The following is a 13391-nucleotide window of genomic DNA, read 5'->3' on the forward strand; positions in this document are numbered from 1 at the left end:
TCCGGTGCGCAGCCGTACGAGAAGCGATGTGCGGAAGGAACTACCCCGCCCGGCCGCGATTCATGCACACTGCACGCAATCGACTACGGAGTGCACCCGCCGCAACGCCGAGCGCCCGACCGGGAGTTGACTCCCGGCCGGGCGCTTCCGTCCGCCAACGCGCCTCAGTCGGTGCCGAGTTGGCGGCGAGCCCACTCCCGGAGCTTCTTTCCCCGGCGCGGCTTGGCGGTGCAACCGCCGAACAGCGCAAGGCCCTTGACCCGGACAACCGGAGCGTACGGGTCCGCCGCGGTCTGCTCCCGGACGTCGAAGCCGCCGAACAGGCCCACCCCGGCACCCTGCAGGCTGACGTTCTCCGGCACCCGGACCTCGACCCCGCCGAACACCGCCACGACCACGATCTCCACCTCGGGAGACTCGAACACGGCGTCACTCAGGTCGATCTCCACGCCGCCGAACGCGGCGAAGGCCCTCAGGTGCGAGCCCACCCGCCAACGGCCCTTGCGGGACGCGCCGCCGAAGACCGCCACCACCGCCGGCGACTCCTGGCGCGCGGGCGGCTGGGGCGCCGTCGGCGCGGCCGGCGGCTGCTTCTCGAAGGACAGCGGACGAGCGGGCAGGTCCCTGGTCAGCGGCACGAGGTCGCCGAACGTCTTGGCGGCGTACGCGGCCTCGATGCGCTCCGCGTGCTCGTCGGCGTCCAGCCGGCCCTCGGCGTAGGCGTCCCGCAGCAGTTCCGCGACGCGCTCGCGGTCGGCGTCCGAGACCCGCAGCTCCGCCTCCGCCACCGGCGGGTGCGCCACCGGCGATCCGGCCCGCGGCCGTGCGTCGGGCGTGAGTTCGGGCTTGGGTTCGGGCGTGGGTTCGGGCTTCGCCTCGGGCTTTTCGCCGGGCTTCGTCTCGGGCTTTTCGTCCGGCCTGGATTCCGGCCCGGATTCGGACTTGGTCATCGGTACGGGCGCCGGCACCGGCTGCCCCGGATCGTCGTGCGACGGCGAGTTGTCCACGGGTCCACCCTAGTCGCTCGCACTCCAGCCCGAGTGAGCCCGGTCACGCAAGGCTGCCCTGTCCGCGGGGCCACCTCGACCGGGTCCTACCCTGGATGGTGCTTCGCCGACGCAGCCGGACCACTGGATAGCTAAGGACCGCCCCGATGGCTCCCATGCCAGACTTCGAGTACAGCGACCTGCTCCCCCTGGGCGCTGACCCGACCCCCTACCGCAAGCTGACCTCCGAGGGTGTCTCCACCTTCGAGGCCGGCGGCCGGACCTTCCTCCAGGTCGAGCCCGAGGCGCTGCGGCTGCTGACGGCCGAGGCGATGCACGACATCTCGCACTACCTGCGCCCGGCCCACCTCGCCCAGCTGCGCCGCATCCTGGACGACCCGGAGGCCAGCCCCAACGACCGGTTCGTCGCGCTGGACCTGCTGAAGAACGTCAACATCTCGGCCGGCGGCGTCCTCCCGATGTGCCAGGACACCGGCACCGCGATCGTCATGGGCAAGCGCGGCCAGAACGTGCTCACCCAGGGCGGCGACGAGTCCGCCATCGCGCGCGGCGTGTTCGACGCGTACACCAGGCTCAACCTGCGCTACTCCCAGATGGCCCCGGTGACCACCTGGGACGAGAAGAACACCGGCAACAACCTGCCGGCCCAGATCGAGCTGTACGCCACCGACGGCGACGCGTACAAGTTCCTCTTCATGGCCAAGGGCGGCGGCTCCGCGAACAAGTCGTACCTGTATCAGGAGACCAAGGCCATCCTGAACGAGGCGAGCATGCTCTCGTTCCTGGAGCAGAAGATCCGCTCCCTCGGCACCGCGGCCTGCCCGCCGTACCACCTGGCCATCGTGATCGGCGGCACCAGCGCCGAGTTCGCGCTGAAGACCGCCAAGTACGCCTCGGCGCACTACCTCGACAACCTGCCGACCTCCGGCAACGCCAAGACCGGCCACGGCTTCCGCGACCTGGAGCTGGAGGCCAAGGTCACCGAGCTGACCCAGAAGATCGGCATCGGCGCCCAGTTCGGCGGCAAGTACTTCTGCCACGACGTGCGCGTCGTGCGACTGCCGCGCCACGGCGCCTCGCTGCCGGTCGCCATGGCCGTCTCCTGCTCCGCCGACCGCCAGGCGCTCGGCAAGATCACCGCCGAGGGCGTCTTCCTCGAGCAGCTGGAGACCGACCCGGCGAAGTACCTGCCGGACACCACCGACGAGCACCTGGACGACGACGTGGTGCGCGTCGACCTCGACCAGCCGATGTCCGCGATCCGCGCCGAGCTCTCCAAGTACCCGGTGAAGACCCGGCTCTCGCTCACCGGCACGCTCGTCGTCGCCCGCGACATCGCCCACGCCAAGATCAAGGAGCGTCTGGACGCCGGCGAGGGCATGCCCAAGTACCTCCAGGACCACCCGGTCTACTACGCGGGCCCGGCCAAGACCCCCGAGGGCTACGCCTCCGGCTCCTTCGGCCCCACCACGGCCGGCCGGATGGACTCGTACGTCGACCAGTTCCAGGCGGCCGGCGGCTCGATGGTCATGCTCGCCAAGGGCAACCGCAGCAAGCAGGTCACCGACGCCTGCGCCGCGCACGGCGGCTTCTACCTCGGCTCCATCGGCGGCCCGGCGGCCCGCCTCGCCCAGGACTGCATCAAGAAGGTCGAGGTCCTGGAGTACGCCGAGCTCGGCATGGAGGCCGTCTGGCGCATCGAGGTCGAGGACTTCCCGGCGTTCATCGTGGTCGACGACAAGGGCAACGACTTCTTCCGCGAGACCACCGAGGGCCCGCTGATCACCAGCCTCCGGGTCCGCTCCAAGGAGTAGTCCCGCCCCGCCCCGGCAGGACCACCCCGGCCGCGTGGAACCCACGCCCGCGACCGGGGCGGTCTTCCGGTCCACGACGGCCGCCGCCACTGCCGCTGCCACTGGCGACCTGCACCGGCCGCTACGCGTCGAAGTCGTACTCCAGGACGTAGGAGGCGGCGTCCAGGATCATCTCGTTGAGCTCGACCACCTGGCCCTCGTCGGCGAAGGCGGTGCGGCAGATCAGGATCACCGGGGTGCCGGCGGACAGCTCCAGGCGGGTGGACTCCTCCCCGCTGGGCATCCGGGAGCGGACCTCCTCGCGGAAGTGCACGGGCTTGGCGCCGATCTCGGCCAGCCGGGCGTAGGTGCCGCCCGGGCCGGTGTCCTCGCGGGTGATCGCGGTGCCCGCCACCAGGACGGCGGGCAGGTAGGAGGTCGAGAGCAGCACCGGCTTGCCGTCCAGGACGAACCGCCGGTGCCGTACGCACATCGGGGAGCCCGGGTCGACCCCGAGGACCCGGGACACGTGCTCGGGGGCGCCCTGTTCGGTGACGGAAACCTGGTCGACCACCAGGCTGCGGCGGTCGATGTCCGCCGACCATATCGACCGGCCGGAGCCCCACTGCCCCTGCGCCAGCCGCTGGATGCCCCGCCGGCGCAGCGGCCGGAAGTCCCGGACGAACACCCCGGCGCCCCGGCGCGCCTCGGCGATGCCCTCGCTCCGCAGCACCCCCAGCGCCTGGCGGGCGGTCATCCGGGCGACGCCGTACTCGTCCATGAGGTCGTTCTCGCCGGGCAGCCGGTCGCCCGCGCGGTACCGGCCGGTGTCGATGGCCGCCTTCAGCGCGTCGGCGATCCGCTGGTACTTGGGCTGCTTGTCGCCACTGCTGCCGGTCATCGCCGCTCCCTCTGCCTCGGACAAATCGTAGGCGCGCCCGCGCCCGCCAGTAAGCCGATACGACCATTGACATCTCTAGAGATATTAGCTTCTCTAGAGATGCTGGCCAGTCGCCTACCGGAGCGAGGAGCAGCACGGTGACCATTCGACAGCACGACACCCGGGCCTACCGGCCACAGGTGGGCGAGCTGGTCCTCGACCGGAGGACCGGACGCACCGGCATCTACATGGGAACCATCGGCGGCGAGCACTACCTGCGCCCCGAGGGCGGCGGCCGGGAATGGACGGCCGAACCGAACCACGTCTCGCCCGTTCCCGGGCCCCGCGGATCAGACGAATACGATCATCCGTGGTAATTGCGGCGAAAACCACGCGAACCCCGGCATTCAGGAGCCCGGCAATCCCCAGTGAATCCGTAATTCCGGAACGTCATCCCCTGACCGCCGGGCACGTTACGGATAAAGCCGGTCACCATGCGTGCACCGAGGGCGGGAATCGGCCACCCGGTGGATCCCCCCACGAATTGGCACGCACATAACCGACAGCGCCCCCGCGCCCTGACGGGGACACGGGGGCGCTCGGCCGGAACGGCTTACGGGTGGCCGCCGACGATGCTCTCCGGCACGTACTTCTTGCCGGGCTCGCCGGTGGCCGGCGGGGTGGGCTCCACCACGTGCTCGGCCTCGTCGCCGAAGAGGTCGTTCTCGATCTCGGCCTGGTGCGCGTCGGTCGGCGCGGTGTACGCCGGGCTGGAGGACGCGGCCACCGCGGCCTCCACCGTGTGGCCCGCTTCCACAGCGGCGGCCGGGGCCTCGGCCTTCGTCTCGGTCTCGGGCGCCGACGCCACCGGGGTCTCGCTCTGGTCGTTGGCCATGAGGCGGCCGCCTTTCGGTCATCAAATGTGTCCGGCCCGACCTCCATGGCGCGGGCGCGCGGACAGTATCGTAGGGTTGATTAAATGTCCGATAAACATCGTGCGGCTTGCACCGCCGCCCGGCAGAGTCGGGCCTCCGCCTAAGCTGAAGCACCGCGGCGGACCGCCGAGCGCCCTTTCACGGATCCGACCACAGGCCATCGGGGGACTTCATGGAGTTTCGGGAGACGCCGCAGACCTCTGCGCTGCGCTTCCAAGTCCTCGGTCCGGTCCAAGCCTGGCTCGACGGCAAACCCCTCTCCCTCGGCTCCCCCCAGCAACAGGCTGTCCTGACCACCCTTCTGCTGCATTCCGGACGCCCGGTCACCACGCAGGACCTGGTCGACGCCCTGTGGGGCGAGCGGCCCCCGGCCCAGGCCGTGGCCGCGCTCCGCACCTACGTGTCCCGTCTGCGCTCCGTCATCGAGCCCCGGCGGGAGGTGCGCCGGCCCGCCGAGCTGCTGGTCTCGGTCGCCGACGGCTACGCCCTGCGCATCCCGGGCGAGGCCCTCGACCTGACGGTCTTCGAACGGCTCTCCGCCGAGGCCGCGGCCGCCCGGAGCGCAGGCGACAAGCACGAGGCACACCGGCTACTGGCTCAAGCACTGGACCTGTTCAGGGGTCGCCCGCTGACCGGCATCCCCGGACCCTACGCCGACTCCCAGCGGTCGAGGCTCGCCGAGCGCCAGGCGGCCGCCGCCGAGGAGCTGTGCGCCGTCGCCCTCGACGTCGGCCTGCATGCCGAGATCGTCGGCGAACTCAACAACCTGACGGCCGAACACCCGCTGCGCGAGCGTCTGCGCGAACTGCTGATGCTGGCGCTGTACCGCTGCGGGCGCCAGGCCGAGGCGCTCGGCGTCTACACCGACACTCGAAAGCTCTTGGTCGAGGAGCTGGGGGTCGAACCGAGCGCCGGCCTGTCCGCGATGCACACCCGCATCCTCGCCGCCGACCCGACGCTCGTCCTCCCCGCGGTACCTGTGCCCACCGCCCGCGAGGACAACCCGACCGAACCCCCGGCGCCGGCCCAACTCCCCGCCGACGTGCCGGACTTCAGTGGCCGATCGGAATTGGTGGAGGATCTCTCCACGATCTTGATGAACGCCACCGGCCAGGCCGTGGTGGTCACTTCGCTGGCCGGCATCGGCGGCGTCGGGAAGACCACCCTCGCGGTGCACGTCGCCCACCGCGTCCGTGCCGAGTTCCCGGATGGGCAGCTGTACGTCGACCTGCGCGGAGCCGGCGCCTCGCCGGCTGACCCGGTGGTCGTCCTGGGTGACTTCCTGCACGCGCTCGGCGTCACCGAGAGCCCTGACGCGCTCGAACCGCGCGCCGCCCTCTACCGCTCGCTGCTGGCCAGCCGACGGATGCTCATCCTCCTCGACAACGCCCGCGATGCCGACCAGATCCGGCCGCTCATCCCCGGCGTCTCCGGGTGCGCCGTGCTCGCCACCAGCCGATCCCGGCTGGCCGGCATCCCGGGTGCACAACTGTTCGACGTCGAGGAACTGACCCCGACCGAGGCGCTGGCACTGTTCTCGGCCATCGTCGGCCAGCAACGGGTCGCCGACGAGCCGGAGGCCGCCATGAAGGTGGTCACCGCCTGCGGCTTCCTCCCCCTGGCCGTCCGCATCGCCGCCGCCCGGCTGGCCAGCCGTCCACGTTGGAGCGTCTCCGACCTGGCCAGTCGGTTAGCCGACCAGCGCCGGAGGCTCGACGAACTCCAGCTCGGCAACCTCGCCGTGGAGACCACCATCGGGCTCGGCTACGGGCAGCTGTCCGCGGACGAGGCCCGTGCCTTTCGGCTGCTCGCCCTGATCGACTCCCCCGACATCCCGCTCGCGGCCGCCGCGGCGCTGCTCGGCGTGGACGAGTACACGGCCGAGGACCTCGCCGAGGCGCTGGTCGAGGCGAACATGCTGGAGTGCTTCACCCCTGGCCGCTACCGCTACCACGACCTGCTCCGGCTCTACGCCCAGCGGCAGAACGAGCGGATAGGGGACACTGGCGAGCAGCAGCGGGCGGTGCTGCGGCTGCTCGACCTGCTGATCCCGACCGTCCGAAACGCGGCCCGGACCATCGAGCCGGACGATCCGGAGCCGGAGCTGCTGACCACGCCGTCCTCACCGGGGATCGGGCTGTCGACCAACAACTCCGCCCAGGACTGGCTCCGGACCGAGGGCGCCCTGCTGCTCAGTGCCATGGCCGCGGCGGCGAGCGGACCCCGCGCCTCCCAACACGCAGCGATCGACCTGCTGATCCTGCTGTACGGCGTCGGCCCGGACCCCACCCACGGGCCTCAGGTGCAACCGTTCCTGGAGACCATCGGACGTGAGGCGGAACGACGCGGCGACTGCGCCGCGCTCGCCCGGGTGCACTTCGCCCTCGGCGCGCTGCAATCCGTCACCAGCGACTTCCAAGGGGCCGAACAGTCCTTCCGCCGGAGCCTGGACCACCAGGCACCGGACGAGCCGACCGTCCTGCTGCTTGCCACGGCCAACATGCTGGGCGTGATCCTCAGCGTGGGCAACCGCCCAGCCGAAGCCCTGTCGTTCCTGGAACAGGCTCGGGCCACCAGCCGGGCCGTCCGCACTCCGATCGCCGAGGCCCGGATCGTCAGCAACATGGCCCGGGTGCAGCACCGGCTGGGCATGACCGAGACGGCGATCCGCTCTGCCGACGACGGCGTCGCCGCCGCTCGGGCGTCCAAGAACGGCCCGCTGCTCGCCCAGACCCTCTACCAACTGGGCGTGGTGCTCTCCGGGTACGAGGCCGTACCGCACCTGCGGGAGGCCCACCGACTGTACCGATCCCAGCAGAACCGGCTCTGGGAGGGCTACACCCTCGCCCGCCTGGCCTCGGCCCTGCTCGGCGCCGAGCAGCCCACCGAGGCCGCCGAGACGGCCGGCGAGTCGTTGGCGATCGCCCAGGAGCTCGACTCGCCCTACTGCCAGGGCCTGGCCAACGCCGCGCTGGGCGAGGCGTTGCTGGCCCTCGCCCAGCCCGCGCGCGGGCTCGCGTGCCTCCGGGAGGCGCACGCGATCTTCACGCGGCTCGGTGTGCCCGAGGCCTCCCCCGTGGCGGACCTCATCTCCCGGCAGCACACCGAGCCCTTCCTTCCCCCCGCGCCGTAAGGCCTCCGCTCCCCCACGGAGGGCCTCCCCCGATCTGCGCGTCGGCGCTCCCGCAGCCCCCCGGCTGCGGGAGCGCCCTCAACGCTTCCCCGGCGCTGGGCTCCACTGTGCACCGGACCGATTGACGTTTGATAAACGTCTGATTTTCAGCCCGACGGCCGGAGAAACCGCAGGTCAGCGGCGGCCGGCCCGGCGCGCCGTCCGGCGTGCGGGGCCCCGCGCACCACCCCGCCCCGACCCGCCGTGCTTCCGCGGCCCCGGCCACCCCGGCCCGAGTGCGACGAGTTGGCCGGAAACCGACCCCACGGCGCAGTGATCACGCATATTCTCAGGATTCCAGTACGCACACGAGTGTCTGCCGCGAAGCGTCGGGGTGCAGTCCGTCCGTGTGATGCGGGGAGCGTGACACACCGCCACCGGCCGCGGCCCGCCAGGCCGCCGAGGAGCCGACCGGAGGCCACGGGTGGAAGGGTGCCTCTCAACGTGACGACCGGACAGATATCCGACGCCTTCCCCGTCGGCGAGGACGCGGGGGACGACGAGCCCGAGGTACGGCGGCGCCGGGCGGCCCGGGCCCTGCAGGCGGTCGCCTTCGACACCATCGGCGCCGCGTACGGCGAGGCCTTTCCCGCCAAGGACGGCCAGCTGGCCTGCGGCCGGAAGGTGCTCGCCGGCCTCGAACCCGGCGCCCGGGTGCTGGACGTCGGCTGCGGCACCGGCGAGCCGACCGTGCGCCAGCTCGTCGAGGGCGGGCTGCGGGTGACGGCCGTGGACCTCTCCGACGTGATGCTCACGCTGGCCCGGCAGGCGGCCCACCCCGGCGACTTCCCGCCGGTGTTCCATCGGATCGACCTGTACGATCTGGCCACCGAGCGCGCGGACCGGGTCTGGAACGCCCCCGGGCTCGGGCCGGACGGCCACGGCGCCTTCGCCGCCGTCACCGCGTTCTTCTCGCTGATCCTGCTGCCGCAGGACGAGATCCCGGCCGTCCTGGGGCGGCTGCGCGAACTCCTGCGACCGGGCGGGCTGCTGGCACTCGGTATGGTCGAGGCGGACCTGGATCACGTTCCGCTTCCGTTCCTTGGCAGAGAGCTGCGGATCAGTGGGTACCTGAGGGAGGATCTGGAACGGGTTCTGGTCGCGGCCGGCTTCGCCGTCGAGGAGTGCTCGGGGCATCCGTACGCGCCGGCCAGTACCACGCTGCCGCCGGAGGAACAGCTGTTCCTGTGCTGTCGACGCGTCGGCTGAACGGACCCCCGGGCAGACCGGCCGCACCACGGCCGTCGCGGCCTTCACAACAGACCCGACAGACCGACAGACCGACAGACCCGACAGACACAACAGCCCCGACAGACACAGCAGATCCGACAGTCCCGACCGAACAGCTCACCGACCCCACCGAATCCAGGACAGGCAGCCGTGCGCGACCAGCTCAAGACCGAGGCGGAGCAGCCGTCCGCCGTCCCGGGCCAGCGCCGCCAGGTCCCGACCCGGGCAAAGGCTCCGAAGAAGCCCCCGGCCGCCCGGCCGGACCGCGCCGACGTGGCGGACCGCCTCGCCTACCTGGACTCGGCGACCCGGCGCATCAACAGCGCCCTGGACCTCGCCGCGACGCTGCGCAACATCGGCCGGGTGCTGGTCCCCACGCTGGCCGACGCCGCCGTGGTCCACCTGCGCGACCCGCTGCCCAACGTCGAACGCGAACCCGGCTTCCCGGAGGAGCTGCGGATCCACCACAGCACCGGCACGCGGATCGGCCGCCGCGGCCGCCCGGGCGGCTTCGACGACCGGCGCCGCTCCCGCTACGGCGCCCGATCGACCGCCGACAGCGGTCCGGCCACCCCGGTGACCCGCGGCGGAGCGCTCGCGCACGCCCTGCTGAGCCGCCGCCCCGCCGAGCCGGCCGTTCTCGGCACCCCCGCCGCCGAGCGCACCGAGGTGCTGCTGCGCGAGCTGTACGGCACCCGCGGGGTGGCCCGGCTGGCGGCCGGCACCTCCGTCCTGGCCCTGCCGCTGCGCGGCCGCAAGGCCGTGCTCGGGCTGCTGGTGCTGATCCGCCGCCCTCCCGAACGCACCGGCCGTCCGGTCTTCGACGCCGCGGACACCGCGACCGCGGCGCACCTCGCCACCCAGGCCGGGCTGGCCGTGGACACCGCACTGCGGTACGCCCGCGAGTGGGAGATAGCCAACGAACTCCAGCGCAGCATGCTGCCGTTGCGCCTCCCGCAGCCGCACGGCGTCCGGCTCGCCCAGCGCTACCTGCCCGGCGAGCGCGGCGCCCAGGTCGGCGGCGACTGGTACGACGCCGTCCCCCTGCCGGGCAACCGGGTCGCCCTGATCGTCGGCGACGTGATGGGGCACTCGCTCACCTCGGCCGCCATCATGGGTCAACTGCGCACCAGCGCGCAGACGCTGGCCGCACTCGACCTGCCGCCGCACGAGGTGCTGTACCACCTGGACGAACAGGCCCAGCGGCTCGGCCGCGAACAGCACCTGGCCACCTGCGTGTACGCGGTCTACGACCCGATCGCCAACCGCGTGGTGCTGGCCAACGCCGGCCACGTCCCGCCGGTGCTGGTCCGACCGGACGGGACGGCCGAGCTGGTGGAGCTGGACTCCGGGGCGCCGATCGGGGTCGGCGGGGTGGACTTCAACTCGGTGGAGCTGCCCGCGCCGCCCGGGTCGGCGCTGCTGCTGTTCACCGACGGCCTGGTGGAGACCCGCAGCCGCCCGATCAGCGACGGCCTGGAGGTGCTGCGCGCCAGGATCGCCGCCGCCCGCTGGCAGTCCCCCGAGCAGCTGTGCCAGGAGGCGCTTCGGATCCTGCCGCCCGGCGACCGCGGCGACGACATCGCCCTGCTCGGCGCCTGCTTCGACGGCATCCCGGCCGGGGACGTCGCGCACTGGTACCTGCAGCCACGCAACGAGACGCCGGGCCGGGCCCGTCGGCTGGCCGCGCACACGTTGCGCCGCTGGGGGCTGGACGAGCTCAGCGAGGCGACCGAGCTGATGGTCAGCGAGCTGGTGACCAACGCCGTCCAGCACGCGACCCGGCCGGTCACCCTGAGCCTGGTGCGCACCACCCGGCTGCGCTGCGAGGTGGGCGACGACAGCCCGCTGCTGCCGCGCCCGCGTCGTACCGGGCCGGAGGACGAACGCGGGCGCGGGCTGCAGATAGTGGCCCGGTGCGCGGACCGCTGGGGTGCGACCCGGCTGGGCACCGGCAAGGTGGTCTGGTTCGAGCAGCGGCTGCCGCCGCAGGTCTAGCGCCCGACGCCGACCGGCCGGGTCGGCCGACCGGAGCCGGCCGACCGTGTCCAGCCCGGCCCGGCTCTGCCTGTCGCGGCCCGTCAGGACACGATCCGTACCGGCAGTTCCACCAGCACCTCGCGCAGCGCGGCGGCGAAGCGCTGGTACTCGGCACCGCGGGCCGAGCCCGGGCGGACGGCGAGTCCGATCCGGCGGCCGGGCGCCGGATCGGCGAAGCGGACGGCGGCGAGCCGATCGGCGCGCCCGGCCTCGACGTCCAGGGCGGTGGCGGGCAGCAGGGTCACCCCCAGGCCGCCGGCGACCAGTTGGACCAGGGTGGACAGCCCGGCTGCGCGGGTGGTCGAGCCCGCCGGGTCGGCGCCGACCTCGCGGCAGATGTCCAGTGCCTGGTCGCGCAGGCAGTGGCCCTCCTCCAGCAGTAGGACGTCCAGGTCGAGCAGGACGTCCCGCGGGACGTCGATCCGCCCGGCGAGCGGGTGTCCGGGCGGGGTGAGCAGGACGAAGTCCTCGTCGAACAGCGGGATGTCCAGGGTGGGCGACGGCCCGCCGGCCGGGAGCGCCAGCAGCAGGACGTCGAGGCGTCCGGCGGCCAGGCCCTCCAGCAGCGAGGGGGTGCGCTCCTCGTGGACGTGCAGCTCCAGCTCCGGGAAGACGTCGCGGACCAGCCGCAGCACGGTGGGCAGCAGGTAGGGCGCGACGGTCGGGATGACGCCGAGGTGCAGCGGCCCGGTGAACGGGCGGCGGGCGGCCTCGACCTCCTCGGTGAGCGCCTGTAGCGAAGCAAGCACCCGTCGTGCATGCTGGTGCACGCGTTCCCCCAGCGGGGTGACGATCACCTTGCGCGTCGTACGCTCTACCAGCTGCGCGCCCAGCGACTCCTCCAGCGCCGCGACGGCGCCGGACAGCGCCGGCTGGCTCGTCCCGGTGGCTGCGGCCGCCTCCCGGAAGTGCCGGTGCTCGGCCACCGCGACGAAGGCCCGCAGCTGGGCGACCGTCGGGGTGCGCGGGCTGCGGGCTGTGGTGATCGCCACAGTCCGGCCGGCTTTGGCGGGGGTGCCCCGGCGGGGGCGCGGCTGCGACGTGGGGGATTCAGTACTGATAGCAATCTCCGATCAGACACATCCAGTCTAGCTATTTCCCCGATCAGTCCACGATGTGGAATCGTGATCGGTGTCCGGAATCCGGACAAAGCTCCCCTCAACTGACTTCAGGAGAAGCGAACGTGCTCACGATCGGTGACAAGTTCCCCGAGTTCGACCTCAAGGCCTGTGTCGACCTGGACGCCGCGAACGCCTTCGCTGACATCAACCACAAGACCTACGAGGGCAAGTGGAAGATCGTCTTCTTCTGGCCGATGGACTTCACCTTCGTCTGCCCGACCGAGATCGCCGCGTTCGGCAAGCTGAACGACGAGTTCGCCGACCGCGACGCCCAGATCCTCGGCGTCTCCGGTGACTCCGAGTTCGTGCACCACGCCTGGCGCAAGGACCACAAGGACCTGCGCGACCTGCCCTTCCCGATGCTGGCCGACATCAAGCACGACCTGATGCGCGCCTGCGGCGTCGAGGGCGAGGACGGCACCGCCCAGCGCGCCGTCTTCATCGTGGACCCGAACAACGAGATCCAGTTCGTCATGGTGACCGCCGGCTCCGTCGGCCGTAACCCCAAGGAGGTCCTGCGGGTGCTGGACGCCCTGCAGACCGACGAGCTGTGCCCGTGCAACTGGACCAAGGGCGAGGACACCCTCGACGCCCAGGCCCTGCTGGCGGGCTGACCCATGGCCCTCGACGACCTGAAGGCCGCCCTCCCGGACTACGCCAAGGACCTCAAGCTCAACCTGGGCTCGGTCATCGGCAACTCCGACCTCCCCGCCCAGCAGCTCTGGGGCACCGTGCTGTCCTGCGCGATGGCCACCCGCAGCCCCGGTCTGCTGCGCGAGCTGGAGCCCGAGGCCAAGGCCAACCTCTCCCCCGAGGCGTACACCGCCGCCAAGGGCGCGGCCGCGATCATGGGGATGAACAACGTCTACTACCGGACGCTGCACCTGCTCTCCGACAAGGAGTACAGCACGATGCGGGCCGGTCTGCGGATGAACATCATCGGCACCCCGGGCGTCGAGAAGGTCGACTTCGAGCTCTGGTGCTTCGCGGTCTCGGCCATCAACGGCTGCGGCCAGTGCCTCGACTCGCACGAGGCCGTCCTGCGCAAGGCCGGCGTCGAGCGCGAGGTCGTCCAGGCCTCGATGAAGATCGCCGCCGTCCTGCAGGCCGTGGCCGGCGTCCTCGACTCCGAGGCCGCCCTCGCCGCCGCCACCGCCTGACGCACCCGGCACCCGGCACCCCGCGGGCCCCTCTCGGACACCACGTCCGGGAG

At 72.1% G+C, this 13391-nt stretch carries 11 protein-coding genes; 7 read left to right on the forward strand and 4 right to left on the reverse strand.

Annotated elements, in window-relative coordinates:
- Window positions 1-164: 164 nt before the first annotated feature.
- Complete coding sequence (locus IF30_RS0113005; protein ID WP_324605633.1) at window positions 165-1007, reverse strand: DUF1707 SHOCT-like domain-containing protein; 843 nt, start codon at window positions 1005-1007, stop codon at window positions 165-167.
- 146 nt (window positions 1008-1153) lie between these two features.
- On the opposite strand from IF30_RS0113005, the gene IF30_RS0113010 reads away from it, so the two are divergent.
- On the forward strand, window positions 1154-2821 hold the full coding sequence (locus IF30_RS0113010) for a fumarate hydratase (RefSeq protein WP_199807861.1): 1668 nt from the start codon (window positions 1154-1156) through the stop codon (window positions 2819-2821).
- 121 nt (window positions 2822-2942) lie between these two features.
- Here IF30_RS0113010 and IF30_RS0113015 read toward each other — a convergent pair whose 3' ends face one another.
- Window positions 2943-3701, reverse strand: a complete 759-nt coding sequence (locus IF30_RS0113015) for a GntR family transcriptional regulator (RefSeq protein WP_030236562.1) — start codon at window positions 3699-3701, stop codon at window positions 2943-2945.
- Window positions 3702-3838: 137 nt separating this feature from the next.
- Between IF30_RS0113015 and IF30_RS41360 the strand changes: the two genes are divergently transcribed.
- A complete protein-coding gene (locus IF30_RS41360; RefSeq protein WP_051710089.1) occupies window positions 3839-4057 on the forward strand; it encodes a hypothetical protein in 219 nt (72 codons plus the stop codon).
- Window positions 4058-4293: 236 nt separating this feature from the next.
- On the opposite strand, the gene IF30_RS47675 is transcribed toward IF30_RS41360, so the two are convergent.
- Complete coding sequence (locus tag IF30_RS47675; RefSeq protein ID WP_030236564.1) at window positions 4294-4575, reverse strand: hypothetical protein; 282 nt, start codon at window positions 4573-4575, stop codon at window positions 4294-4296.
- Window positions 4576-4787: 212 nt separating this feature from the next.
- On the opposite strand from IF30_RS47675, the gene IF30_RS0113030 reads away from it, so the two are divergent.
- The 3 genes from IF30_RS0113030 (at window position 4788) to IF30_RS41365 (ending at window position 11015) form a co-directional block, all read left to right on the forward strand.
- Entirely contained in the window at window positions 4788-7748 is a 2961-nt protein-coding gene (locus IF30_RS0113030) for an AfsR/SARP family transcriptional regulator (RefSeq protein WP_030236566.1), read from the forward strand.
- Between the two features lie 483 nt (window positions 7749-8231).
- Window positions 8232-8996 carry a class I SAM-dependent methyltransferase gene (locus IF30_RS0113035; RefSeq protein WP_234322695.1) on the forward strand — a complete coding sequence of 255 codons (765 nt, stop codon included), beginning with the start codon at window positions 8232-8234 and terminating at the stop codon, window positions 8994-8996.
- 171 nt (window positions 8997-9167) lie between these two features.
- Window positions 9168-11015: an ATP-binding SpoIIE family protein phosphatase gene (locus IF30_RS41365; RefSeq protein WP_107054389.1), complete on the forward strand. Its 1848-nt coding sequence runs from the start codon at window positions 9168-9170 to the stop codon at window positions 11013-11015.
- 83 nt (window positions 11016-11098) lie between these two features.
- On the opposite strand, the gene IF30_RS0113045 is transcribed toward IF30_RS41365, so the two are convergent.
- Window positions 11099-12043: a LysR substrate-binding domain-containing protein gene (locus IF30_RS0113045; protein WP_030236569.1), complete on the reverse strand. Its 945-nt coding sequence runs from the start codon at window positions 12041-12043 to the stop codon at window positions 11099-11101.
- 197 nt (window positions 12044-12240) lie between these two features.
- On the opposite strand from IF30_RS0113045, the gene IF30_RS0113050 reads away from it, so the two are divergent.
- Together IF30_RS0113050 and IF30_RS0113055 are read left to right on the forward strand one after the other, a co-directional pair.
- Window positions 12241-12792, forward strand: a complete 552-nt coding sequence (locus IF30_RS0113050; RefSeq protein WP_030236570.1) for a peroxiredoxin — start codon at window positions 12241-12243, stop codon at window positions 12790-12792.
- A 3-nt stretch (window positions 12793-12795) separates the two neighbouring features.
- Window positions 12796-13338, forward strand: a complete 543-nt coding sequence (locus tag IF30_RS0113055; RefSeq protein ID WP_030236574.1) for an alkyl hydroperoxide reductase — start codon at window positions 12796-12798, stop codon at window positions 13336-13338.
- Window positions 13339-13391: the final 53 nt, after the last annotated feature.

Source organism: Streptomyces sp. NRRL S-350 (genome assembly GCF_000719705.1).
Taxonomy (GTDB): Bacteria; Actinomycetota; Actinomycetes; order Streptomycetales; family Streptomycetaceae; genus Kitasatospora.

What these genes read in the sequence shown, in the direction of transcription:
- IF30_RS0113055 (WP_030236574.1), top strand. Translation starts at nt 12,796, where the DNA reads ATGGCCCTCGACGACCTGAAGGCCGCCCTCCCGGACTACGCCAAGGAC.
- IF30_RS0113030 (WP_030236566.1), top strand. Translation starts at nt 4,788, where the DNA reads ATGGAGTTTCGGGAGACGCCGCAGACCTCTGCGCTGCGCTTCCAAGTC.
- IF30_RS0113010 (WP_199807861.1), top strand. Translation starts at nt 1,154, where the DNA reads ATGGCTCCCATGCCAGACTTCGAGTACAGCGACCTGCTCCCCCTGGGC.
- IF30_RS0113015 (WP_030236562.1), bottom strand. Translation starts at nt 3,701, where the DNA reads ATGACCGGCAGCAGTGGCGACAAGCAGCCCAAGTACCAGCGGATCGCC.
- IF30_RS47675 (WP_030236564.1), bottom strand. Translation starts at nt 4,575, where the DNA reads ATGGCCAACGACCAGAGCGAGACCCCGGTGGCGTCGGCGCCCGAGACC.